General features: G+C 30.2%; 24 protein-coding genes, 7 tRNA genes and 1 other RNA gene. 18 read left to right on the forward strand and 14 right to left on the reverse strand.

Features of this window, described 5'->3' with window-relative positions; translation table 4 throughout:
* Positions 1-305: 305 nt before the first annotated feature.
* Together GvMRE_RS12400 and rlmB are read left to right on the forward strand one after the other, a co-directional pair.
* Positions 306-737, forward strand: coding sequence for a hypothetical protein (locus GvMRE_RS12400; protein WP_147411546.1), 432 nt, complete (start codon positions 306-308; stop codon positions 735-737).
* 78 nt (positions 738-815) lie between these two features.
* A complete protein-coding gene (gene rlmB / locus GvMRE_RS12405; RefSeq protein ID WP_147411547.1) occupies positions 816-1,559 on the forward strand; it encodes a 23S rRNA (guanosine(2251)-2'-O)-methyltransferase RlmB in 744 nt (247 codons plus the stop codon).
* Between the two features lie 44 nt (positions 1,560-1,603).
* Here the strand turns inward: rlmB and GvMRE_RS12410 are convergent, their stop codons facing one another.
* From GvMRE_RS12410 to rpsK, 10 genes are all read right to left on the reverse strand, one after another.
* Complete coding sequence (locus GvMRE_RS12410) at positions 1,604-2,221, reverse strand: IS1595 family transposase (RefSeq protein ID WP_147411548.1); 618 nt, start codon at positions 2,219-2,221, stop codon at positions 1,604-1,606.
* 1 nt (position 2,222) lies between these two features.
* A complete protein-coding gene (locus GvMRE_RS12415; protein WP_147411549.1) occupies positions 2,223-2,738 on the reverse strand; it encodes a hypothetical protein in 516 nt (171 codons plus the stop codon).
* A gap of 502 nt (positions 2,739-3,240) precedes the next feature.
* Positions 3,241-3,783, reverse strand: coding sequence for a transcription termination/antitermination NusG family protein (locus GvMRE_RS12420; protein ID WP_147411550.1), 543 nt, complete (start codon positions 3,781-3,783; stop codon positions 3,241-3,243).
* Between the two features lie 251 nt (positions 3,784-4,034).
* Positions 4,035-4,508 carry an HU family DNA-binding protein gene (locus GvMRE_RS12425; RefSeq protein ID WP_147411551.1) on the reverse strand — a complete coding sequence of 158 codons (474 nt, stop codon included), beginning with the start codon at positions 4,506-4,508 and terminating at the stop codon, positions 4,035-4,037.
* A gap of 442 nt (positions 4,509-4,950) precedes the next feature.
* Positions 4,951-6,915, reverse strand: a complete 1,965-nt coding sequence (locus GvMRE_RS12430; protein WP_147411552.1) for a UvrD-helicase domain-containing protein — start codon at positions 6,913-6,915, stop codon at positions 4,951-4,953.
* Positions 6,916-6,972: 57 nt separating this feature from the next.
* A complete protein-coding gene (locus GvMRE_RS12435) occupies positions 6,973-12,999 on the reverse strand; it encodes a DNA gyrase subunit A (protein WP_147411553.1) in 6,027 nt (2,008 codons plus the stop codon).
* A gap of 102 nt (positions 13,000-13,101) precedes the next feature.
* Positions 13,102-13,177: transfer RNA gene (locus GvMRE_RS12440), tRNA-Trp, on the reverse strand.
* Between the two features lie 38 nt (positions 13,178-13,215).
* Positions 13,216-13,587, reverse strand: an RNA gene (gene rnpB / locus GvMRE_RS12445) — RNase P RNA component class B.
* 349 nt (positions 13,588-13,936) lie between these two features.
* Positions 13,937-14,815, reverse strand: coding sequence for a hypothetical protein (locus tag GvMRE_RS12450; protein ID WP_172575425.1), 879 nt, complete (start codon positions 14,813-14,815; stop codon positions 13,937-13,939).
* Positions 14,816-15,361: 546 nt separating this feature from the next.
* On the reverse strand, positions 15,362-15,754 hold the full coding sequence (gene rpsK, locus GvMRE_RS12455; RefSeq protein WP_147411555.1) for a 30S ribosomal protein S11: 393 nt from the start codon (positions 15,752-15,754) through the stop codon (positions 15,362-15,364).
* Positions 15,755-16,006: 252 nt separating this feature from the next.
* On the opposite strand from rpsK, the gene rpmF reads away from it, so the two are divergent.
* Positions 16,007-16,204 carry a 50S ribosomal protein L32 gene (rpmF, locus tag GvMRE_RS14590; protein WP_147411556.1) on the forward strand — a complete coding sequence of 66 codons (198 nt, stop codon included), beginning with the start codon at positions 16,007-16,009 and terminating at the stop codon, positions 16,202-16,204.
* Between the two features lie 91 nt (positions 16,205-16,295).
* On the opposite strand, the gene GvMRE_RS12465 is transcribed toward rpmF, so the two are convergent.
* On the reverse strand, positions 16,296-16,634 hold the full coding sequence (locus GvMRE_RS12465) for a hypothetical protein (RefSeq protein ID WP_147411557.1): 339 nt from the start codon (positions 16,632-16,634) through the stop codon (positions 16,296-16,298).
* Between the two features lie 955 nt (positions 16,635-17,589).
* Here GvMRE_RS12465 and GvMRE_RS12470 point away from each other — a divergent pair.
* From GvMRE_RS12470 to rplB, 4 genes are all read left to right on the forward strand, one after another.
* Positions 17,590-18,006, forward strand: a complete 417-nt coding sequence (locus GvMRE_RS12470; RefSeq protein ID WP_147411558.1) for an EF-hand domain-containing protein — start codon at positions 17,590-17,592, stop codon at positions 18,004-18,006.
* Positions 18,007-18,464: 458 nt separating this feature from the next.
* Entirely contained in the window at positions 18,465-18,659 is a 195-nt protein-coding gene (gene rpmC, locus GvMRE_RS12475; protein WP_147411559.1) for a 50S ribosomal protein L29, read from the forward strand.
* Between the two features lie 5 nt (positions 18,660-18,664).
* A complete protein-coding gene (locus tag GvMRE_RS12480; RefSeq protein ID WP_147411560.1) occupies positions 18,665-19,189 on the forward strand; it encodes an uS17 family ribosomal protein in 525 nt (174 codons plus the stop codon).
* 228 nt (positions 19,190-19,417) lie between these two features.
* Positions 19,418-20,266 (forward strand): 50S ribosomal protein L2, encoded by an 849-nt coding sequence (gene rplB / locus GvMRE_RS12485; protein WP_216361649.1) that lies wholly within the window; start codon positions 19,418-19,420, stop codon positions 20,264-20,266.
* Between the two features lie 180 nt (positions 20,267-20,446).
* Here the strand turns inward: rplB and infC are convergent, their stop codons facing one another.
* From infC to GvMRE_RS12500, 3 genes are all read right to left on the reverse strand, one after another.
* Complete coding sequence (gene infC, locus GvMRE_RS12490) at positions 20,447-21,001, reverse strand: translation initiation factor IF-3 (RefSeq protein WP_147411561.1); 555 nt, start codon at positions 20,999-21,001, stop codon at positions 20,447-20,449.
* A gap of 58 nt (positions 21,002-21,059) precedes the next feature.
* Positions 21,060-21,257: a hypothetical protein gene (locus tag GvMRE_RS12495; protein WP_147411562.1), complete on the reverse strand. Its 198-nt coding sequence runs from the start codon at positions 21,255-21,257 to the stop codon at positions 21,060-21,062.
* 157 nt (positions 21,258-21,414) lie between these two features.
* Entirely contained in the window at positions 21,415-21,708 is a 294-nt protein-coding gene (locus GvMRE_RS12500) for a 50S ribosomal protein L23 (protein ID WP_147411563.1), read from the reverse strand.
* A gap of 538 nt (positions 21,709-22,246) precedes the next feature.
* On the opposite strand from GvMRE_RS12500, the gene GvMRE_RS12505 reads away from it, so the two are divergent.
* The 11 genes from GvMRE_RS12505 (at position 22,247) to GvMRE_RS12555 (ending at position 25,355) form a co-directional block, all read left to right on the forward strand.
* Positions 22,247-22,450 (forward strand): hypothetical protein, encoded by a 204-nt coding sequence (locus tag GvMRE_RS12505; protein ID WP_147411564.1) that lies wholly within the window; start codon positions 22,247-22,249, stop codon positions 22,448-22,450.
* A 244-nt stretch (positions 22,451-22,694) separates the two neighbouring features.
* Positions 22,695-23,564, forward strand: coding sequence for a peptide chain release factor N(5)-glutamine methyltransferase (gene prmC / locus GvMRE_RS12510; RefSeq protein ID WP_147411565.1), 870 nt, complete (start codon positions 22,695-22,697; stop codon positions 23,562-23,564).
* A 15-nt stretch (positions 23,565-23,579) separates the two neighbouring features.
* Positions 23,580-23,656, forward strand: a tRNA-Phe gene (locus GvMRE_RS12515).
* Between the two features lie 66 nt (positions 23,657-23,722).
* A complete protein-coding gene (locus GvMRE_RS12520) occupies positions 23,723-24,049 on the forward strand; it encodes an HU family DNA-binding protein (protein ID WP_147411566.1) in 327 nt (108 codons plus the stop codon).
* A gap of 33 nt (positions 24,050-24,082) precedes the next feature.
* Positions 24,083-24,161 (forward strand) — tRNA-Gly (locus GvMRE_RS12525).
* A 38-nt stretch (positions 24,162-24,199) separates the two neighbouring features.
* A complete protein-coding gene (locus GvMRE_RS12530) occupies positions 24,200-24,577 on the forward strand; it encodes a hypothetical protein (protein ID WP_147411567.1) in 378 nt (125 codons plus the stop codon).
* A gap of 12 nt (positions 24,578-24,589) precedes the next feature.
* Positions 24,590-24,931, forward strand: a complete 342-nt coding sequence (locus GvMRE_RS12535; RefSeq protein WP_172575426.1) for a thioredoxin family protein — start codon at positions 24,590-24,592, stop codon at positions 24,929-24,931.
* A gap of 5 nt (positions 24,932-24,936) precedes the next feature.
* Positions 24,937-25,012: transfer RNA gene (locus GvMRE_RS12540), tRNA-Glu, on the forward strand.
* 90 nt (positions 25,013-25,102) lie between these two features.
* Positions 25,103-25,178 (forward strand) — tRNA-Trp (locus GvMRE_RS12545).
* A 12-nt stretch (positions 25,179-25,190) separates the two neighbouring features.
* Positions 25,191-25,269 (forward strand) — tRNA-Leu (locus GvMRE_RS12550).
* Positions 25,270-25,278: 9 nt separating this feature from the next.
* Positions 25,279-25,355, forward strand: a tRNA-Asp gene (locus GvMRE_RS12555).
* The last annotated feature ends 27 nt before the right edge of the window (positions 25,356-25,382 follow it).

Genomic DNA, 25,382 nt, shown 5'->3' on the forward strand with positions numbered 1-25,382 from the left:
AAAATTAATAATGGAAGAAGATAATGAGATCGGCTAATAAGAACTCTCCACGCGTCTGAAAAACTGATACCAAAAATTTTCAAAATTTTTCACGAAATTATTCAAGCAGCAAGCAAGCCCCCAGCATAAAAACCAAAAAAAAGAATTTTTACTATTTTTGGTTTATGAAAACATAAAATTTTTAACTTTATTCAGAAATTTTTAATATAATTCTTTTTTTTTGCATTTGCGTCCATAAATCTTGTTTTTTTATAGTAATATTATATTCATAGTTTACTGAGGAAGAATATCAAACTTGATTCGGAATGATTATGGAAGATTTTGTTAAAACAATAGAAGTGGCTGAGAAGAAATTAGAGCAGGAAAGTACTACTTCTACTTCTTCTCCTGACTTAACGGCCGAGGAAAAACAAAAAACAGTCAAAAAATTAACTACTGATAAGGCTCAGTTAAAAACTCAAAAAGAAAAGTTAGAAAACCAAACTTCGACTAATGACTTAGACAAGACTCTACAGGACCAATTATTAGCCGAAAACGCCCGGGAAATTGCCGAACGAGACAAAGAAATAGCCCGATTATTAGAAAAACCCTCGCCGACTAAACAAGAAGGCGGTAATAAACTTGTTTATCGGGAGATTAGTCTAGGAGTTGTTGCAGTGCTGATTGGTATCATTTGTTTGATTTTGCTTACTGGTCGCGGAGAAAAGAAAAACGAGAGAAGACAACAAAGATATTAAAAAAATAACTATTTTGAAAGTAGGGATTTTTTGTTGTTTAACACAGAGGTTTATTTACAAAAAAAAATAAAATGTATTATGCCTTTCCTTCTTGCTTTTGGTAAACATACTGTTCGTAATTTGCTTAATTCCCCTTATTTTGATTTTGAAAAAATACTTCTGCGAGAGGAAGAATATAAGAATGATAAAGAGTTATTAGGACTTTTAGAAAAAAAACAAATAACTTATAATTTATTAAAAAAAGAGCGATTTGAACGTTATAGTTTCAACAAAAAAAATCAGGGAATAGTGGCTTTTATTAGCGATTATCATTATGCTTCTCTTGACTATTTACTATCTCGTCAGCCCCAAAGAAAATTTCCCTTAATTGTTATGTTGGATAGCATTCAAGACCCCCATAATTTTGGAGCAATTTTACGAACTTGTGCGGCCTTAAAAGTAGACGGGATAATTATTTCCACTGAAAACCAAGTTTCAGTTACTAATGCAGTAATTAACGTTTCGGCCGGCGGAATAGCTTATGTGCCTATTTGCCAAGTAAATTTAAAAGAGGTCATTAATGAATTAAAAAAAAGAGATTATAAAGTTATTTCTACTGTTTGTGAACCAGAAGCAACCGAGTATAGCAAATTCAATTTTGACTTTCCTACTTGTCTAGTTTTTGGCAATGAGCATGAGGGAATTAGGAAAAGTTTAATTAATAAAAGTGATTACTCTCTCTACATTCCCATGAGTAATAATATCGGTTCCTTAAATGTTTCGGTCAGTTCCGGAATTATCTTAGCTCAAGTGGTTTCGCAATGGGGGAAAAATAATCAATAGTTCAAGCACGAACCTCAATTATTTTTGTTTTTTAAGATTATTCATTAATTATTAAGGGAGAAAGTGCTTTTTTTAGTATCAGAGAACTTTCAGGCCATTAAGTTGCCATTTCTTCCTCTTGCTCCTAAAACTGCTATCTTATCATTTAAACTTCTACCTTGTGAATTAGGAACCTTTTTATTTTTATGTCTATTTTTGTTTTTGCCTCCGATAAATGTTTCATCTATTTCTACATTGTTTTCTAGCATGATTCTAAAAATAGAACATTCAGAACCAACTCGTAAGCGATGTAATACAAACCAGGCTGACTTTTGCGTGATGCCAAGAAACTTGACTAACTGATAAGAAGAGATGCCTTTCTTGTGAAAGGAAAAAACATAATAGGCTAGGAACCATTTGCTTAATGGTATATTGGAATTTTCAAGTATGGTTCCAGTTTTGACATTAAAATATCTGCCTGTGTTTTTACATTTATATCTGCTATATTTAGCAGGATATTTACCACCAACTTTTTTATCAGTACATTTATAAACTTTGGAAGTAGGGTCAAGAGGAGAGATTGGTGGTTTTCTCTCTCAAATAACTTCTTCCAAATGTTTAATACAATCTTGTTCGGAGGGATTGAACTTTGAAAATTCGTATAGACTTTTAAACTTCATCATCTTACTTTTTTTTATTTTTCCCTCATAAATAATAAGCAACTATTCCAAGCACCAAAACTAAAATAATTCTTCCTCCGATTAGTCAAGGAGTTCAGTTAGTAGGTTTTTCAGAGTTTTTTCCCTCTTTGTTATCATCTTTACTACCTTTTTTTGTCATCTTAATATTATGCTCTTTCCAAAATAACCGTTTTTTACTCATCAATAAGTTTTCTTTTCTTTCGTCCTCTTTTTTTTGCTCTTGGTTTGGGTTATCCTCAAACTCTATTTCATAAATGTAATCATGTTTTATTTCTTGGAATTTTCCTGTGTAATATTTGTATTCAACTTTTATATCCTTAAAGCAAGGATTTTTTTTGGCAACTAAAATAACTCATTCAGCCTCACTATATACTCCGTGTCCTGGTCATTTACCATCTTTGGTTCTACTTTCAAATTGTCAAACCTCCTCTGTTTTTATTTGTAGTCAAGAGTTATAAATATAAGGTTCGCCGTTTAATCTAGTTTCAATTTTTACCATATTTGTAATATTTTACTGCTTTCAATGTAGGAGTTTTACAAATTAGGTAATATTACGGCTAACATAAGAGGATAGATGATTTCTTTTTTTTAAATCTTTTACAATGGTTAAAAAGGTTTTTCTCTCATTAAGGTAAAAGTTTCTTAAACAGGAATTACAGACTTTTTTATCTCCTTTTTCACCACTTCAATATCCTCAATTGTTTTTTTTAGAATAGTCCTTTTGTGGAACTACGAACTTAATTCAAAATTGTTTTTGACATTTAAGGCACTTGGTTTTTTTTGGTTTGGGGTCTAGTTTCTGTCTTCATATTTATTGGTGTAAAGTTGTATGTTATTCCCATATTTAATATATTTTTATCGAGTTTTTGATAGATGGTGGATAGATGGTGATGGAAAAATATTTTCGAAATTACTGATCTTTTTGAATTTCTGGACTAGTTTTGGGCGAATTTATCTTTACACAGTCAATTTTCCCAACAAATATCTCTAAGATAAACAAATTATCATGACAATTTTTGGCAACTAGATGTTGAAACATTGGTAATTTCCCAATCGAGAAGATTGATAGCAATTTTGGCTTTTTTTTTTTTATTGTCTAAATAAGTAATTTTTCCTTCATAATTGATAAATGAACCTTTTGTGATTTTTACTAGATCACCAATATTCAAATCGAAATCATGACTGTCGCTAAAAGACTCGCTATCTCTCTTTTTTTTAGATTTGTTGAAAAATTTTTCAACTCTTTTGGAAGAAATGGAACTAGATAACTTGCTAATAAAAGCACCAACAGTACGGAGAAATAGTGCTAAATCTGAAGTTAGATGACAATAACAAATTATATAACCTTTCAATTTTTTTTTGTTTCCAATACTATCAAATGTATCGAGCACTTTTAAATCTTTAACGTGAATATCTAGTTCACTTCTTTTTTTTAATTCTTGCCTAATTTTTTTAATTAATTTCTCTTCTTTTCCACTACTTACGGTTAGAATATATCATTGATAGTTACGATTGTGATTGCTATATAGTTCTTTTTTTTCCATATTTTTAATTTTTAATGTCTTAGAAATAAAAATAATTGGGAAATTATGAACATACAAAATAAAATAACTAATGCTATAATCATACAAGAAGAAAATCTTAGATCGAAAGTCATTAATTCAAACATTTTATTATAATATTTTGCAGAATCATTAAGATTTGTTTTTTTTTTCTTCATGTATATATTATTTTGTTTGTATCAAAATTGATTCTTTAGAATTGCTAAAAAATAGAAAAAATAGCACTCGGTAAACTAATTTATTTCTCTTTTTAGTTTAGAGCTTGCTCGAAAACTTATCCGGTTTTTGGGAGGGATTTCAATTACTTTTTTCTTCTCAAGTTCTGTTTTTTCTTGCAAAGAAAGCTCAGGATTTTTTAATTGTTTAATAATAGACGGATTGAAACTTTTTCTTTTAGAGGTTTTGTATACTTTCAGGCTGAAATAACCTCATAACAACACTTCTTCCTTTTTCTGCAGGCTGGCCTTTATCTCTTCTAAAAATTTATCAATTATTTTGGTAACCTTTCTCTCTTCCCAAGTTTTTATTATATCTTTTAAATGAATTCGCAGTTGTTTTTCATCAATATTTAACCGAACATTAGGTTTCTTTTTAGCTGATTTTACTTGTCCAATAATTTTTCCTATCAATCTTTTTTCTTCTGGAATTGCCTTTTTTATTCTGATTGCTAGAAGGTCCTTGTTAATAATATTTTCTTTATTTGCCATATGTTTTATTTTGTTAAATGATAAATAAGAAAAGCATGAGCAAATTCATGAGCGATGATTTAATTATTAGAATTTTCTCGTAATCGTAATCTGATAGTAATTTCTTTGACTCGCGTAACTCGCGAATTAGCAGTTTTCTCAGTTTCGATTTGGATTTCTTGATTCACCTTCTCTATTTTTTCTCTTTGTTAAACTTCTCCGGATATCTATTTTCAATTTTTTTTGTTTTTTTTTAGGTCTTGAATTTTTTTAACTATTATCATTAATATCGTCTGTTTTATTTTCCACTTAGTGCATCATAAGTTTTCTTGACAATGGATGACATTGCACTTTACAAATCTCGTATTTGGATTTTAATTTTGGTTCGACCGGCAGAAACTTATTTTTTAATCTTTCTTTAATCTTTCTTTAATCTTTCGATGATTTGATTCATATCGCAGTATTATTTATATTTTACAATTAATTCAACTAAATCCAGATTTAGATTAGAAGATTCAATGAAATCCGAACATTCTTCGGAGGAACTGGTAGTTATGTATAGTCTCTCCTTAGGACGAGTTATGGCGGTAAAAAATAGGTTCTTTTCTTCTCTTTCTTCTCAATCAGTAGTAAATTTTTCTTTGCGAGGTAAGATTTTTTTATCACAAAAAATGAGAAAAACGTGGTCGGCTTCCAAACCTTTCATACCGTGAATAGTAGAAAGAGTAATTCCTTGGTGTTTTTTTATTTCTTCCAATTGTCTAATAAAATTATTAACTTCATTCTCAGTAAGAAAAGAGCTGGTTTCGAAATTTTCATCTATTTCTTGAACTATTTTCTTTAACTGAAAAATGCTATTTTCGGAGATTTTTAAACTAACTAAAAAACTTTTTAAGGAAGGAAATTCTTTTAAAGAATGGCTTGTTGAATTACGCCGAACTTTACGAATGATTTCGTTAACTATCAATTCACTTATATTAGTCATAACACATTTTTCGTTTAGTCATTCTTGAAGTAGATTTCCAATCCAATTTTGGCGATAAAGTATCGCTTTGGAAGTATCGTTGCCTAACCCATTAATAATAGGTAAAATGGTTTCTAAATGTTGGTCAAGTTTTTTTCTTCGGATTTTTCCTTGAACTAAGTTTGATTTTTTAATTTCAGGATTGTCCACTAACTCTTTTTCAATTGCCACTTGTTCCTCTTCATTTAGTAAGTAATCAGATATTTTACCAACGGTAATTATCTGGGGTTTATGGTTGTTATTAGACTTAATAGTTTTAATCGAAGCTCGATAATCCATAAATTTCTGAATAAAATTGTTGGCAAACTCGGCGATTTCTTGCGGTAAACGGAAACTAGTAGCAATGATATTGTGTATTTCATGAGGAAATTCTTGTTGCAATAAAGAAAAAATATTCTCTCGGGCTCCCGCAAAGCCCATAATGTTTTGTTTGGGGTCGCCAACAAAAGTAAAATTGGTTTGATTGTTGCCAAATATCTTAATAATTAATTGAAAAATTTCTACTTTTAAATCTTGACATTCATCTACTAAAATATAATCAAATTCCGGTCAAATTTTCTGACTTTTTAGGGCAACAAGATTATTAGCATTAGCAATTATATCATCGAAATCCAATCAAACATTTTTTTCTTGGTCATAGCAACAACATTCTGCTAATTTAGTTAACAATTCTTTGTCTTCGGGCAAAAAAACCCGCACTTGCGACAGAAAACGAGAATAGTCAATTTCATAATGTAAGTAAGGATTGGAAATTTGACTTAGAATGACGTTTTCTGGTTCCGATTGTTGAAATATCTTTCATAAAACTTTCTTTTTAGTTTTATTCAAATGTTTTTCCTCGATTGAACTTAAAAGATAATTAAAAAGTCTTTTTTTGCGAGACCTTATTGCACCTCTTGATTTTCAAACAAATTTTTGATTTTTATCCTCTATGGAAACAAATCCGTGTTTTTTTTCTACTGTTTGAGTAGTAACTAGTATTTTGGTTTTTCTTTCCTCTTGAAATAATTTTTTAATCACTAAGTCATTTATACCATTAGCAAGGGAATGAATAGTGCAAACTAAAACTAAGGATTTCATATTTTCTAAGTAAGCGGGACATTCATTTAACGAACAAGTATGTTTGTGGACTAAAACAGGCAAAACTTTTTTTAGATGGTCATAAACTTTCAGTTTTTCAGCTTTCAACTTAGTTCTAATTTCTGTAGCAATGTTGCGTCCGTAAGCCAGAATCAAAATTAGTTTTCTTTGCTTTTTATTTTGCTGATGAATATAAAGAGTGCGATATTTTAAAACTTCGGTTTTTCCGGTTCCAGGATCAGCCTCAATAACTAGATTACTGTTTAATGACTGCTCAACACATAATTTTTGCTCCTTAGTTAGTTCAATTTTATTGTTGCTCATCGTTATATAAACTTAGTTTAACTATTGGTAATCACTAAGAAAACAAACGAGAGAATTTTAGAAAGAATGAACTTTAACATCGGTAATTTCGCGAGTTTTATTTCTTAATAAGCTTTTACTGTGGTTTTCGTCGTTTTTTAAGAAATCAATCAAATCTTTTTTGTTGTATCAACAAACATCTTTCTTGGATAACAAATATATTTCGGATTTATTCGCTTCTTTGTCTGCTATGCAAATGTGTTGAAGAGGATTTTCTGTTTTAATTAGGTGCTTCTTATTAATCTTTTCTTGGCAATCGGAGCAATATTTTCTTTCTTTTTTAATCGTATTAATAGTTAGGCATTTTACGCGATTAGTAAATGCTTCATAGTGTAGTTTTTTCTTTTCTGCTTCTTTTTTGCTTAAATCATTAGTTAATTTCTTGATTTCTTTCTTAGCTTCAGGATTAGTTTTCTTTAGTTCTTCTAATTTGTCTTTTATTTCCTTAATTTGTTCTTTTGCTTGCTGGATTTGCTTATCATTTTTGTGACAATAACTACATGTTTTATGTTTTTCTATTTCTTCTTTGTGTTTAGAACAATATTTTTGACAATCTTTGCACTGTTCAGTTTTTTCTTTGAATTTGTTAAATTCATTCTCTTTTTCTTGATACTCTTGTAGTAATTGTTGGTAATTTTCACCGCTTTTAATTAAATCCTTAATTTGCTCTTGTAGAGCAATTTCTCCAATAGTTGGGTCAATTGGAGAAGTAGCAATTTTTCTTTCTAGTTCCTTGGAAATTTTTGCTCCTTTGATTAATTTTACTTCTTTTAATACTTCTTTTTTGTTTTTTAATGGCAAAGTAGATTTCAAGACTTTTTCCTCAATTTTTTGTTTTTCTTCTTTTAGAGTTTGCTCCTTATCTTGTTTTTCTTGTTCTACTTTTTCTCACTCTCCTCAATGCTTTTTACAGTAATCAGTTCTTTTTAGTCGAGCGGTATCGGCGGAAATTCAATTTTTTACTGTGACTAGCGGTCTTTTCTCACAAGTATTATCTTTTTTGATTAAAAGTAAAATTGAATTCTTTCTTTCTTCTTCAGATTGGCTGACTAATACGTCCATCACTCGCTCGCATTTGATTTGCTTTCTTAGTTGTTTGGTAAATAATTTAGGGCTTTGACAATCATTACATGCTTTAATTTGTTTTTGTGATCCTTTTGACATAGAACAAGTTATACTGCAATAAGTGTTAGTTTTTTTATGATTAGTTAAATGGCTTATAGATTGAGCCTGATGTGTTTGGCAATATTCGTTTATTTTTTCCTTTTTGTCATCAATCACCAATTCGATTTTCTTTCTTGTTTGCCGGTAAGCCGAGAATTTTATATTTTTTATTTTTCCGCCTTTACTTTTTCTTTTGAGAATAATTTCTACTTCTTCGTTAGGATTTAATTCTTTTCCATGAATAAGGATAACTTTGCTAATTTCATCATCACTGCTTACTCATTTTTTCTGACAATCATTACATGCTTTAATTTGTTTCTGTAGTTCTCGACGTTGCAAACAACTGATACCACAAACATGGGAATCAGCCTTATGTTCGGATAACTGAGCTTGATGGAGAGAGCACTCTTCAGTCATTTTTCGTCCTAGTTTGACTACATTTTTTCCCGATTTACTGGCTTTTTGAAATCTTTCTCGCTCCAAACATTTGATTTTCCCTTTTTTGGTGATAATTAGAAGGAATTTTTCGGTTGGTTCTTCTCTCATTGGTAGAACTGAGGTAAAATATTCTTGGTTTTGGATAGTAGACTTCCCCTTGCGAGTAAAGCACTCTTCATCTAGGTTGGCGATTTTGTTGGCAGCAAAAAGGTAGAAATTAAGGATGTATAGTTTGCCATAATTAGAAAAACATCATAAATCATCTCGGCGATTAAGTTTAACAATGGTTCAATTGTCCCCTCGGGTTTTTAATTCTTTTCCTTGGCTGGGAATGTTAGTTGGATCTAAGGATGCTAAATTATAAGAAGTTAAGTAATTATTAAATTTGTTTTCTTTTTTATTTTCTGAACGGCTAAGCAAAACAATTCTTTCTTCGTGAGGAATCAGTTGTCTTTCTGCAATAGAGTAGGATTGAGAAGTAATAACAGTTCTTCGGTGGTCATCGGCATAATCTTTTTTCAATTCGACTAACTCGTGAATTAGTTGTTGCTTTCTTTGTTCTTGATTGAAAATTAATAACTGCTGTTGAAGAATTTTTCCTTTCAAAGTTTCGATATCACTTTGTAATTTTTCTTGCTTTTCCGGAGTAAATTGGCGAAAAGTGGCAGGAGTGTCTAAAATGCGATTAACTACTTTTTGCTCCGGATTTAGATAATCTTCTAATAATTCAGGCATCTCAGACAAAACATTCTCTTCCATATTTAGGCTGGTTTTTTTTTCTTTTATCTCTTTTATCTCACTCTCTTTATTATGGTAATTTTTCTCATCTCGGTATACATCAATTTGTCTCACCAAACCGACTAATTCCCGGTATTTTTCTTTCCTTACCGCTTCATTTTTTTGATAACTTTTACTTTGCAATTCACCTAACGTCTTTTGGGCTTTGATAATAAGGTCAATTAAAAATAAATCTATGGTCAAACTTTTTAATTCTTTTATTTCTTCTTGGAATTTGTTGATTAATTGCTTTTGGCTTTCTTCTTCGGAAGAACTATTATGAATTATTTGAGCAATTCCTTGATAATTTTTAATAATGAAATGACGCGTTTTTAAATTGACTAATTCTTTTTGGGTTTTGCAATAAATAAATTGAGCCTTTTTTCGAATATTTTCTGATTTTCGAACAATAAATCCTTGGATAATTTCCTTTAAAGAAAATACTTGGGGTTGGTCACCAATCAAAGACCGCATTTGAAAAGAAAAAGTACTTTGAAGTTTAGTTTTTTTGTATAATTGGTTAAGAATAACTTCTCCATCATAATTCGGATCAAAATAACAGTGAATATTTACTGGATCTTCAAAATTAGAATAGTCAGCGACACTCTTCAAGCCCGCAATCCTTTTATCTTTGATTATTTGACTAATATTAACTACTAGTTTTGATTTATTAATCTTGAAAGGTAATTCAGTAATCCTAATTAAATCTTTTTTTTCTTTCTCTTTCTTGCTAGAAATAATTTCGGCTTTGGCCCGAATATAAATAGTCCCTTTGCCCTTGGGACATTCACCTTTTTCGTAAATTTCCAATAATTTCCCCCGCTCTAATATTTGCCCGCCAGTGGGAAAATCAGGTCCAAAATAGTTTGATTTGATTTCAGTGCTTTGGCAAACAGAGCATTGAGTAGTTCCCCCTCTTCCTTTATTTTGACAATTAGAGCATTCCCAAGTAATTATTAATTCTTCAATAGTAAGTTGCGGATTATTAACCAGTTCAGTTGTCATATCCACTACTTCTCCTAAATTGTGGGGAGGAATATTGGCACTCATTCCCACCGCAATACCGCTGGAACCATTGAGCAACAAATTAAGGTGAGGCGGAAGCATTTCGGGTTCTTTTTCGGTGCCATCATGATTGTCTTTTCAATTTACTACAGTTTCAAACTCTAAATCTTTCAAGAAATACAAGCCAAAACGAGTCAAACGGGCTTCGGTATAACGAAAAGCAGCAGCAGAGTCACCATCAATGGAACCTCAATTACCTTGTCCGTCAATTAGGGGATAACGATAATTGAAGTCTTGAGCCATTTTCACCATGGCTTGGTAAATACTTTGGTCACCATGAGGATGGTAACCACCAATAACATCCCCGACTACTTTGGAGGACTTGCGGTGAGGTCGATTAGGCAAACAATTTAATAAATAAAGAACGTAGAGGATATAACGTTGCACTGGCTTTAAACCGTCTTGTAATTGAGTTAGGGCACGGTCTTCTACTACTTCATAGCCATAAGCAGAAAAATCTACTAGTAAGGTTTCCCTAATATCTGCTTTACCATCAGTCACCTTCGATTGAGCATTTTTGTATTCACCACTCTCTAGAAGCCTTTTACGGGGTTCACTTTTCGGACCCATTAAATCTTGAACTGTTTTCCAAATAGCCAAAGGATCAGAGTAAGTTAATTCATTAACGCAACGTTTTTCAGCGACCATAGCGACTTCTCGCAATTGCTTAGCATTCATTTCTCCTAATCCTTTAAATCGTTGTAAACTACCAGCAACTTTTTTATTTTCCCGCCGATAAATTTCTCAATCATAGTCGTTGTTAAAATATCTAACTCCTTCTTTAGTTCGTCAACTATAGAGGGGAGTAACTGCTAAGAATAAATGACAACCTTCAATCAAGTAACGAAAATAACGGATAAAAAAAGCAAGTTCTAGACACCCGATATGTTTACCATCCGGGTCAGCATCGGTCATAATTATTATCTTGCCATAACGAAGTTTTTTAATTAATTTTTCTTTGGTTTTTTCAACTATGGTTTTTACTTGTTCTCGGGTGAGGGCAGTATGAGCTGGAATTATTTGTTCTTGACCAGCATCGTCTTGATAAATAAATTCTTCAGGTATTTCTAATTCATTTTGACTAAAGTCAGTGTCCAATTCATTTTGAAAACGATTGTAATAATTTTGAGCCGCTTCCGTAGTGCTAAATCCGAGGGCACTCATTATATTGATAACTTCTTTATTTTTCGAAATTTGACTTCATCTAGCTTTTATTGTGTTAATAAATTTTCCTTGAACTGGTAAAACCGCTTGATTAAAAGGAAAACGGGCAGCCTTGGCACTACCACCAGCTGAATCTCCTTCGACAATAAATAGTTCATTATTCATCACCTCTTTGGAAATACAAGGAGCTAATTTGCCGGGTAAATTTGCCCCTCTTCCTCCTTCCCGCAAGGTTTCTTTGTATTCTTCGGATTTTACCCGATTTTGGGCGTTAGTGATAATCTGCTGGCTAATTGCTTCGGCACTATTACCATGGTCTTGGAGAAATTTTTTCACTAACTCGTAAGTAGCATTCTTAACTATTTCGCGCACATGCTTGTCAGTTAAACTACTTTTTGTTTGTCCTGCAAACTGTGGTTCTTTCATGCGAATGGCTAAAACGGCCACTAAACCTTCACCTACATCATCCCTAATAACATTAACTTTTAACTGGGAGTATTTGTCCTTAATTCAATCTCGTGTGGCACTAACCAAACCATTTTCAAAACCTTCAACGTGGGTTCCACCACCAGCAGTACCAATATTATTACAAAAGGATCTAACTTGACTTTTCCTTTGTTTTTGGTTATATTGTCAAGCAAAATTTAAATAAAAGTATTCTTTATGGGGAGGATTAGATCATTCCTCGCTACAAATTTCTGTATTTGCTAAATAATCGTCTTGATTAATTTCTTTTACTCAGCCAGCCAAACCGCTACTAAAATGGTAAATAATTGCTTCGGCGGTGGGCGAGGACTGAAAAATTAGGGTAAGGTTAGGATTAAGATAAGCTAACTCCTTTAAACGATTTTGAATGGTGTCAATTTTAAAATAAGTAAAATCCTTAAAAATTTCGGGATCGGGAGTAAAGGTAACGATAACTCCATCAGTCGCTTGAAACGAGTCAATAATTTCCTCCGACTTTAAAAGTCCTCGGCTAAATTCCAAAATCTCAGTTTTGCCTTGCCGTTTATTTCATACCTTTAACTCTTGCGATAAGGCGTTGACTGCCGTTACTCCAATTCCGTGAAGTCCACCGGAAGTTTTGTAAATTTTGTCATCGAATTTTCCACCGGACTTAAGGGCGGAAAAAAGGGTAACCAAAACACTTTGGTTAGTTTTAGGATGAGTTTCAATCGGAACTCCATAACCATTATCTTCCACGGTAATAGTCCTTTGATCAGGAGAAAGAATTACCTTTATTTGATCACAATGGCCAGCAACTGCTTCATCAATGGAGTTATCAATTACCTCTTGAAAAAGGTGGTGTCAACCTTGTTCATCAGTAGAACCGATATAGTTACCTGGTCGCTTTCGAATATGTTCAATGTCCTCCAAGACCTGGTAATCCTGAACACTACTATACTTTTTTCTTCTTTTTTCTTCTTTTTCGGGCATTTACAATATGTTATTTAAATTATTAACTTTATGTTCTAGATTTTAGTCTTTTTTGTTTATTTTTACTAAAAAGAATTTCTAAAAAAAACCTTTTGGTAAAAATGGCAGGGGCGACAGGACTCGAACCCACAACATTCAGTTTTGGAAACTGACGTTCTACCAATTGAACTACGCCTCTTCTATATATTCATTTTCATTTATTATTCAGAGTACATGAAATAAGCCGTATTTTGTTTTTAACTGATGATTTATCTTAATTCTTTCTAAGAATTACTAAAGTCAAATTATTGTTCTTTTTCTCTAGTGCTCCTACCAATTTAAATAGTTTGGATTGCTCACTGATGGGGTTTACGAAGTCTCACTTCCTAAGTTTCCTTAGTAATCGTCACTATAGCACTTTTATAGACTACTATACCATCTGCCAAAAAAAAACAGCATTTAGATATTTTCATCAGCCGTCGAAAAAATTTTCGCCTAGATTTATTGGATCTAGCATCAAAACTACTTGCATTCCAGCAAGTGTGAGTACGGACTTTCCTCAATTATTTATTAATATTAATATAATTAACAACTGCCATCAGTTTTCATGTACTGAAAGGAAGCTATTATAGCTAAGTCTTCCTTAAAGATGTTTTATTATATTATGTTGTACGAAAAATATAATTTTACAACAATTATACATTACTTATTCTGCCTAAAAAAGCTTTTATTTTCAAATTAACAAACACACCAACTAGGGTAGTTTTTTTATTTTTTAGGAACAAATTTTATTATCGCTTTTCAAATTCAACAAAGCTTTCTTCATTATCTAACAGAACTGTGAAATTTAATAATGTTCTTTCTCTGCTTATATTAAGACTATATTAAGAAGTAAGGAAAACAAGAAAATCATGAATATCTTTGCTATTAAAGATTAGTTTTAGAAAATTCACTACTTTTATTGGCTTTTCAAATTTCTTCTGATATCCTCAATGTCGGGACCAGAAAATTCTGCATTACAAACAGCTCTGCCTTCATTAGGACCACTATCTTCATCAGCATCACTTAAACATTTGCTTGGATCTAGACCTCCAGGAACATTCACTGTTTCGTTAAATATTCCTGGTAAATTTACCTTTGTAATATCTTCTTTTTTTAAAGGAGAAGTTGAATTACTAATAATTTCAATGTCAGCACAGCTTTGATAGAATTCTTGAGTAGTATTGCTTAACCATGTCCAGGAGAATATGCAATCGCCAAATTTTTTTCCATCAATTTTGCTTCTGCAAGAAGGAGCATTGTCTGGTATTTTAACTGTCCAATTGTAAGCCATATCGGGACAAGATTTATGATAGGTAGCGATCTTTGAATAGGTTTTACCACCATCATAGCTTAAAGAAAATTCACACTGTCCACCATTATGCCTTCCTTGATTATCTTTTTTATGATGATTATCATAAAACTCTTTATTAACAAAAAATCTTTCTTCTTTTTCGTCAAAAAATATACTATCTTCATATTGTAGACTTAAAAAAGATACGTTAAAAACTTGGCCTGCTTTGAGTTTTGTTACTAATTTTAAGTTAGGTTTATAACCACCACAAGGGAAGTTAAGTTCATGAGATTCACAAGTTGGATTTCTGCCTTTGTTAAGAGGTCCTATTATGCATTTATCTGTTTCTTCGGGAGAAAGATTGAAAGGCTTTTTAAGTGCTAATGGGTGAGAACGAGGTATAGGAAACATCATACTCATATGAGCAGAGATTGATCCTATTGTAGTAAACAGGAAAGTTAATATAATCAAAGCATTCATTAGAAAAAAAAGAAGAGTTTTCAAGAGAAATGTTGAATCTTTCCAGAAGATTTTAATCAATATTTTATTATAAAATATAAATGCAATTGTAAATTAGAAATTATGAAAATTAGAATCTACTTGAAAAATGCCGACTTATATACTTTATAAAAGGAAAATGAAAAAAACAGCTAATTTTTATTTCTTTAGTTTGAACCCTGTGAACCCTGAAGTTTCAAGTTAATAAAAGCACAATCTATTACTCTTATTGAATTATATAAACAATTAGTTTATTGTTCCGTACTATAGAAATTTTCACTAACTACGTCTCTGATGTAAGCTAATTAAATAATTCTATGTTTCTAATATTTTTAATTTAACAATCTAATTATGACTGTTTGTTTGATGAACATTTCTAAATTTCTAAAAATAAACGTGTTAATAATCTATCTTTAGCGAAAAAGCTAAACGCTGATTTATTATGTTATGTTTTCATATTAAAACATGTTATGAATAATTGATTAATCTAATAGTCGAACTATAAAAAGCTCTCATCTAAATCAAAAAGAATTTAGATAGTCAACTTACATCTTACTTTCGAGGTTTTTTGCGCGGACGACATCCTCCATAAGGAATTGGCGTTCTATCGGCTAATGCTTCAACATTTAAAAGTTGCGACTCGAGGATTTTTTCAATTACAGCGTTTCGACCTGCCCCAATTCCTCTTACTTGTAATTCAAGGTTATTAACGCCATATTCGGCTGCCATTTTAATAATTTCTTCGGCAGTTTTTTGAGCCGCATAAAGGGTAGCTTTTTTTGTATTTTTAAAACCAATGCTTCCAGCACTAATTGTTTTTCCTAACGCATCACCGTTTTCTTTGGTTAATCGCAAAACAGTATTATTAAAGCTGAATTTGCCGTGAATTATTCCTCTTCCTTCAGGAACTTTTTTTATTTTTTTAGTTTTTATTGGTGCTGCCATTTATTTCATCTATGAAAATATGAAAATTTTTTATTTTTTTTTGCTTCAACAGTTTTCAATTATCAATATTTCTCTCATAATCGTTATATTTAAATTTTACTTCATTTGAATCAGAATATTTCATCGGAACCTAAATTACCATTTCTAGTAGTAAAAACAATAGCAATAGTGATAGAAACCAACTTTTCGATAGAAATTTCATAGTATTAAAAATAAAGCTAAGCAAACAAGAATAGAGTAAAATAAATTATTATGGCAGTTCCGTTTCGGCGTAAATCATCTACTCGAATTAAAAAGGGCCGAGGACCTAAAAACTGAAAATTTCACCAAAAATCTCTTGCTCGGCCATTAGCAAAGTGCGCTAATTGCAAAAAAATCAAGATATTTCATCACATTTGTTTGCATTGTTCTACTTATCGAATCGTAAATTCTAAATTAGCAGTAAAATAAAAATTAAACAATTTTGACTTAAATAAAACACCGAACTTAACAAAACGTAAAAATACTAAGTGCTTTGTGCTATGAAAATGAAAAATAATAATTATTCATCTAAATGGCGTTCTTTCATAATGTTTGTCACATTTGTATTACATCTATTAGGAATTTCAATAGCTTTTTTTCAAACTGAAAATAACGAACTGTCTTTTAGTCCATATTTTCAAGTACTCCGTCTTTTTACTTGGTGATCGGTTCATGCTTCTATTTTGGCTATCATTACGCTAATCGTGCTAGTGTGAGAAAAAAATAAGCAAACTACCTCTTGAATATCCCAATTTATCCCCTTTTTAACGGCAATTTTTAATTTAACTACTTTCTTGTTTTGCCTTATTCATTGACCTTTTGGGAAACTAGAATGAACTAATCATACTATTCTTAACACTCAATTAATTTCTTGGCATTTTATTGCTCCGCCGCTAATTATTTATTGTTTTTATTCCCTGGCTCGAATAGATCTGTTAAGAAAAAAAATAGTAAAGAGTATTTTGTGTTCTTTTATTCACCCTTCTCTTTACTTTCTTTATGCTTATATTGTTTCGATATTCAACCAGCCTGAAAATGTTGGAAAAATCAGTCTCTATTTAAAAAAATATCCTTATTTAGTTTTTCAATGAATAGTAGAAAGTAAAAAATGACTTTTTTTAGTTTGAATTATAACTGCTTTTTTAATAATCTCAATGATCTTTGCTCTATTTTTTTGAACAAAAATAATGTATGATAATAGTAATCCGCCAACTAGTTAGAAATAACTGTTTATTAAATGAAACAAAAACAAAAGAACAATAGCTAATATTTTTATTTTTAATTAATATTATCAAATGTAACCAACATAGGCAAACAAAACGTTCAAATTTATTATAAGAAGATATTAGCTTAAAAAGAACGAAAACAAGATAACAAGACGATGAAAAGAACAATTAATTAATCAAACGTTTAGCTTACGTAAGGATTATAATAATACAAACAACAATCAATTGAATTGATTGTTGTTTAAGTCTTTCAAGTACGCCAACAACACAATAGAGAATTTTGTACAAAAAATATCCTTTTGTTTTAAATAAAACAAATTAAACAGACAATCGGAGAAAATAATTAATTGTATGAAATATTATTTATAATGTCCTTTTTAACCTTTTAACTTTTGTTGTCCAGAGCTCTCGCACTAATTTTCGAAATTCGAATATCTTTCTGTAAAACTTTCTTAAAAATTAAAAATGGTAACTCATACAGTTTTTATTTTTTTGACGTGAAATAAAAACATTTTTAATTTTTTTGATAAGCATTACTAATTTAAACTGTCTTTATTTTTAAAAATAAAGACAGCAAGCATCGGATTTTTGTTTTCTATTTACGACAAGGATGGAAATGGCACTATTTCCGAAAGCGAGTTTGGAGAAGTGATTATAAAATTAATTGGTCATAGTTTCGTGAATCATAAAACTATCAAAGAATCATTCAAAAAAATTGATGTTGATAAAAACAACGAAATCGATTATGAAGAATTCGAGACTGGATTTTATCTAGCAATTAAAGCAATAGCAGAAAAAACGTTTGATGCCTTCGATAAAAACAACGATGGGGTCATCAACAAAAAAGAATTTTTTGAAGCTTTTCTTGGTGCAATTGTAGGAGATACTAAAGAAAAAAAATGAAAATACTTAATTAAATTCTTCACTAGTTTATCAAGGCTTAACATTTTTTTTATTAAACCTCGCTTCTCACTTCTGATAATATTTTATCAATTCTATATTTAACGTAAAAATTCATACACTTTCTTTAAATCTGTAAAATCAAAATAAAAATGATAAGCATATAAAACATAGTGATTTATTGAATTTTTATTAATCATTAATAAAAAATTTATCTTGTGTTTAACAACTAAATGATTTTATAACTTCTTGTAATTTATCATTCTAACATTATCTTAATGTTTTATTAATAATAATGATAATGTTATTGAAACTAAACATAAAAACAAAATTGTAAAAGAACAATTAATTAACGCTGAGGACATTAAGAATTAAGCATATAGCGATTTTGACTACAAATGAATGTTAAGAAAGATATTTTTTTGCCAAACTAGGAAAGCACATCATCAATTACGTAAACCATAAAACACTAAAATATTTAAAACTAGAAAAAATGAGTGTAAATTGCCCGAGCAAAAAAATTAAAATTATTTTAAAGGAATATCTTTTTAACAAATTAAAACATGAATAAAAATAAACTAGAAACTAAAAAACCACTTTCATCAGAAGAATTATTAGCCAAATCTCGAACTTCTTTATCAGTTTTGCAAATGAGAAGTAAAATGGGTCAATTAGTTCAAACACACGAAATAAAACAATTAAAAAAAATAATTGCCCGACTACTTACAATTAAAAAAAATGAAATAAAAAATAGTTAATATATATGAGCCAAAAATTTATAGTAACAGTGATAGGTCTAAAGGATTTTGCTGAAAAGCTAATATTTATAAGTGAAAAAAATGATTATTCGAAAGAAAACAATTTAAAAGAGTGTATTCAATGTAACGATAATTTTTATGAAAAATACAAGCAGAATAAATTGATAATTTGGAAAATTAGGGAACTTAAACACAATTACTTCTGTTCTCAAAATTGTATCAAGAACTGACTAGAAACTAATGATTTTCAAGGATTAAGAGCTAAAACAGTGACTGTGAAATGAGTTTCTGTTAAATTACATCCCAAATATTCTAAACTAATTAAAAAAACTAAAAAGTGACAAGTTCATAATGAAAAATTTTACTTAAAACCTGGAGATGAAGTGGTAATTAAAAATAGTCGTCCTTATTCAGCTACTAAAAGATTCATAGTGGCAAGAAAAGAAAGAGAAAATGAGAATATAAAAAAAAGTGAATTGATTATAACCGGAAGCATGATTAAATATAAGCATATGCAAAAGCGCATATAAAATTTAGTAGATAAGACAAGAAAAAGGTTAAAGATTAATAGTTTAAAAACTAGCTGTTATAAATTGCTTATGAATCCTCTAAAATATTTGCAAAATATTTTATAAAATTATTAACCAGTAAAAAAAATAATTGCTACTAAAAGATGCTAAAGTAAAAACGCAATTTAGTTTCTGTGTCACAACTCGCCATAACTATATACAACAAAAACCTATTAAAATATGATGTATATGATGAAGGAAATTAGACCTTTAACTAATTCTAAACGTAACACTGTTTTAATTGATTACCAAAAAAAACTAGTTCCTAGTATCAAAAAAACTCCCCGTAAGCTTTTGCATTTGATTAAATTGCATTCAGGGCGTAATAACCAAGGGAGGATTACTACGCGACACCAAGGAGGAGGTAGAAAAAAATTTTACCGAATTATTGATTTTAAACGCTATAAAAAAGACAGAATAGAAGGAAAAGTAAAAAGCATTGAATATGATCCTAATCGCAATTGCTTTATCTCTCTGATAAGTTATAAAGATGGTAGCTTTGTGTTTATAATTACCCCTGAAGGATTAAAGGTTAATGATAAAATAATTAGCGGAGAAGAAGAAAATATTCCATTGAAAGTAGGGAATAATTTGCCTCTTCGCTATATTCCAATTAATACTCCTATTCATAATTTAGAATTAAAGCCAAAAAAAGGCGGGCAATTAATTCGTAGCGCTGGCGCTTATGGGGAAATAATCGGTAAAGAAGAAGGAAACAAGTATGTGCTAGTCAAATTAAGGTCCAAGGAGGTTCGAAAAATACTAGCAGTTTGCCGAGCAACCATTGGAAAAGTCAGCAATAGCGAAGCTAATCTAGTCAGATTAGGCAAAGCTGGTCGAAATCGTTGACGAGGAATTCGCCCAACTGTACGTGGTTCTGCCATGAATCCTTGTGATCATCCTCATGGTGGTGGTGAACAAAAGGCGGGAATTGGCCATCCTTCGCCACTTAGCCCCTGAGGTAAAAAAACTTTGGGTAAAAAGACACGCAAAAACAAACCTTCGAATAAATATATTGTTCACTATCGAAATAAATAAGATCATCAAATCTTTTTTTTAATCAAAAATAGAGTAATTATTAAACATCATAAGTTTTAATTTCTTTTAATTTCTTTTAATTTCTCAGTTAAAGACAGAATGATGCTTTGTTCTAAAAAAATTTTGAAACATCTTTATCATTCCTAGATTGCTTTGATAAAAACAAGTTGATTTATTTTATTATTCCTCAACGGACGCGCTTTGGACACGTTCTTTATGAAGAAAAAAATAGAAACTACCAGAAGAGTGCTGATTAATATTACCCTCTAACTGAATACTGGATAACTGATTTTTTAGTTCTGTAATTATTCTTTTACATTTTTCTCTAGCCAATAATTTCCGATGCCTTTCCTTGCCTACTGCAGTTAAACTAACTTTCACTGTAAAATTGTCTTCTATTCACTTCTTAACTTTGTTTAGTTTAGTTTTTAAATCATGATCTCCTATTTTTAAAGAAATTCTTATTTCTTTACAAAGGTTCTTTTTCTTTTTTTTATTATTTTTCTTAAGATCAAAAATATACTTTTTATGATCAATTAATTTACAAACAGGAGGATTAGCAGAGGGGGAAACACAAAAAAGGTCTAGATTATTTTCAATCGCTATATTTAGTGCCTCTTGCCTAGTAACTTTTTTTTTTTCTTCTTTACTAATAACTAAAAGAACTTGAGAAAAAGGAATGTTTTCATTAAGAAGATGTAAATAATTTTCTGTTTTTTTATCTTTTAGAGACATAAATTTTTCTATTTATTTTTATTAAATGGATATTTGATGTGGACAACAAACAACACAACTATCTCACTCACAGTATATCTTTATTTTTTCGTTCATTTTGATTTAAAAAACCTATATAGTGTTCGCCGTTTAACTTTAGTGACAATTTTTCATAACCTCTTTTGGTGGTTTCTAATTCTATTCAGAAATAATCCTGATTATTAGGAACAATTTTAGTTTCGTTTTCTGTAATTTTTAGTTCAAATCGGTTTTCCATAAATTATTTTTACATATCTTAAATAATTACCAGAAATTTATATTTATATAGCAATTTCATGATATTCATTAATCTATATAGCAAGCAACTATTTTGTTTACAAAAAAAGTTAGTTCCCATCATTTTTATAGTTTTATAGTATTAATACTCCGCTTTTTTATTCTTGGAAAATGTTAGGTAACTTTTGCCCTGATGATAACTCAATAAACGCTTTTTTGCTTGGTTTAGTATAGATTTTTCCAGGTAACTTCTGCAAATATTTAGTTTTTTGTAAAACTGGTTTTTGGCGACTAGTACGAATCTTTTTAATTTTGACTTGAAACATTTTTTGCAAAGCATCTTTTATTTGATATTTATTGGCTGATGGAAGTACATAAAAACTATAAACATTATTATTGTTTTGGTGAATTAATTTACTTTTTTCACTTAAAATTGGCTTTTGAATTATCATATTTTTTATTTTTTACTGTTTTTAAGTGTTATTCTCTTTAAATCCCTTATTTTTTTTATCCATCTTTGTAGGATTTGGTTTCTTATTTTTTCATTTTTATTCTCCTATTTAATTTATTTATAATAAAAAAACTTGACATGAATAAAGTAACACTTATTCGATTAGCGACTGATAAAGTAGTAAAAAAATATGTTCTAACTTTAGAAAATGATGGAGATTTGATGAAAAACCTATTCAATTAGATGACCCTAATGCTCTGTATATTGAAAATGTTAAGTTAATTTATTCTAAACTTCCTAACGTTTTATTAGATTACAATGTAGTAAGTAAAGAAGATAAAAAAGATAGAGAATTATTTGATATTCATAAATTAATTGTTTCTCACTCCTAAAACATTGAATAAAGGTCTAGTGAGAAGTTTGAAAGATAATCGAAAAAGCAATGAATTGTTTTATGATGTAAAAGCAGAAAGAATAAGTGGAGCACGTAATACAAAAGCGCTTACATCATCTCTCCAAATGATAAGCATAAATTCAATGTGGATGCTAAATCTACTACTAAAAAGTTAATTCAAATTAATCCTGAGAGACTTAAACAATATATCGCTAAAACCCACGCTAAATACTGTATTGTGATAACTCCTGAATACTCTCGTGGTGCTATTCAAGATATTCAAGGAGGAAAATATTGTTGTTTTAACTTCTTTTTCTTTATCAGAGTTTATAAATCAGTGAACTATTAGCAACCAAAAAGAGTTAAATTTTAAAGGTATTCATAAAATTATTAATAATAATTATGATTGCGATACTTCTGAGGAAGTGTATAATTTGACTTTTAAAACTTATGGAAGTGGTGTAAATTTAGGAGGTTAAGAATTGTAAAACAAAGTTATAGAAAACTATCGCTAATTATTGGTAGAGTAATAATACAAAAAACAAAACTAATTTCCATGCTGATACCAGCCATATGTTTGCTTGTTCTACCTTATGCTTATTAAAAACAAAAAAGAATATTCTTATCAAGACTGTTGAAATTATTTCTTTTCGCGAAAAGAAATAAATCATCAAGAATATTCAAAATATGATCTGCTCAGTATTTTACAAGTAAGTTCTAATAAATTTTGACTTAATTTTACTGAAAAATCATTAAGTGAAAAATGTTACTCAAAAATTTGCAAAAATATAAATAAATATCTTGACAAAAGCTATCCAATTCCTTATTTAATTAACAAAGTTTTTTTTTATGGATTTTTTTTTTGTGTCAAAAAAGGAGTTTTTATTCCTCAAATCGACACTGAAGTACTAATAGAAAAAACACTAGAAATAACAAATAGATGTTGAAAAAATAGGAAAAAATTAAGAATTTTAGATATTGGAACTGGTTGTGGTAATATAGCAATTTCATTGGCAAAAAATAAACCTAATTGAAAATTTGTAGCTTCTGATATAAATAAAAAAGCGCTAAAGGTAGCAAAGGATAATGCAGAAGCACATCGATTGAAAAATATCGAATTTGTTGTAAGTAATTTATTCGACAACATAAAAGGAAAATTTAACATAATCATTTCTAATCCTCCTTATGTTAACAAAGATGAATATAAAGATATTTCATCTTATGTTAAGCAGCAACCCAAAATATCAGTAGTAGCTCGAAATAACGGTTATTTTTTTTATCGAAAAATTTTTGATCAAGCTCATTTATTTCTAACCAAAAAATTCTTATTAATAGTAGAGATAGGTTATCAGCAGGCTGAAAAGATTATAAAATTAGTAATAAAATATTTTTCTCAAGCTAAAGTATCTGTTTATCCTGATCGGGAAGGCCGATTACGAGTAGTAGCGATATATAGATTATAACAAAAAATTTTAAAAGGTTTGGTAGCTCAGTTGGTTAGAGCGTCTGATTGAAGATCAGAAGGTCGGCAGTTCGATTCTGCCCCAAACCACCATTGCAATTTAAAGCGCTGTTGCATTAAATTAATTGTTATATAACGCTTAAAAAAAATAAATCAACCATGTTAGAAATCAAAAAAGATAAAATAGTAGGCAAAATAGAACTAATTAAAAGAGTAAATAAAAATTTACAAATATCGTCTTCTTTGAACGAAAAACAAAAAAACATAAGTATTATAGTAGACAATCTTTTAGAAGAAATAGAAAAAGCTTTAATAAAAGGAGACAAGTTGAGTCTAAAGGGTCTTTTCTCTTTAAAAGCGATAAAAACTAAAGCTCGTTTAGGGATAAATCCAATCACAAAAGAAAAGATTAACATTCCTGAAAGTAGAAAAATTAGCTTAAAAACTTATGAAGAACTAAAAAATAAATTAATTAAGCAAGAATAAAGCCAGAGACATTTTGTCTCTGTTTTTTTACTTGCGAATGTAGCTCAGCCGGTAGAGCTCCAGCCTTCCAAGCTGGGTATTAGCGAGGGTTCGAACCCCTTCATTCGCTCCAATAAAATAAACATATATAAGAAGGATACAAAATAAAACATGAACAACGAAAATAGAAAACTCAAAATAATAATAACAAAAAAAGATGGAGAAGGTACAAAAGATTATAGTGAAACTCTAGAGTTACCAGAAGATAAAATTGGAAAATCCATTGATGAAACAATAGAAATTGATAGTGTAGCATATAAAGTAAAGGGTAAGTTTTGTAAAGGATGATATAAAGACTATATAGACGAATTCAAATTATTTGAAGGCAGTACTGATAAAACAAGCCAACTGAAAGCTAAGCATGAAGCTGAACAATATAGATATATGGGACCTGCTTTAACTTTTTTAGGAATAATTGTTATAATCGGATTAGGAACATGATGAATAATGAGCTCTAACAAAGAAGAAGAACAAGAAGAAGATATTTAATACTTATATTTCGTGCTGAAAAATTTAAGTAACGAAGATGAATTTGATTCTCTTCTTCAAAATAATCACGATAAACTAGTATTAGTAAAATTTTCTACGGTTTGGTGTCCCCCTTGCCAAGAATTACAAAAAAATATTAAGAAATTGTTGATAGAATTAGAACAGTCAGCGGAACCGGAGAAAGAATTGGTAGTGTTGGAAATAGACGCGGAAAAATTCCCCCGGTTAGCCCAAAGGGCTCAATTCAGGATTCAGTCTGTGCCAACTACTTTTCTTTTCCGACAAGGTATAATGATTAAAAATATCAGTGGCAGCATGAGCGTTCAACAATTAAAAAAGTTTATTGGTATTTAAGCAGGGGCCCGTTGGTGAAGCGATTAACACATATGCTTTTCAAGCATACATTCATGGGTTTGATCCCCATACGGGTCACCAAATTACTTGTTAATTCTTATTTACCAGTAGTTCCTCAATCATAATACTTTTATTGGTAAATATTGATCAATCTTCTTGTCGAAGCATGGAGGGGGTGTAGTTCAATTGGTAGAACGTCAGGCTTCAGACTTGATTGTTGTGGGTTCGAGTCCTGTCGCCCCTGCCAAAAAATTAATTTGCCCCCGTCGCACAGTCGGTAGTATGCAGTGGAGTTAAGATCCATAAAGGTATGGGTTCAAATCCCATGGGGGGCACCAAATCAAGAAGGTCCTGTGGATGTAGTGGTTATCACGCCTTCCTGTCACGAAGGAGATCGCGAGTTCAAGTCTCGTCAGGACCGCCATTAAAATTAACTAATGATTAAAGTAAA

The organism is endosymbiont GvMRE of Glomus versiforme, assembly GCF_003546845.1.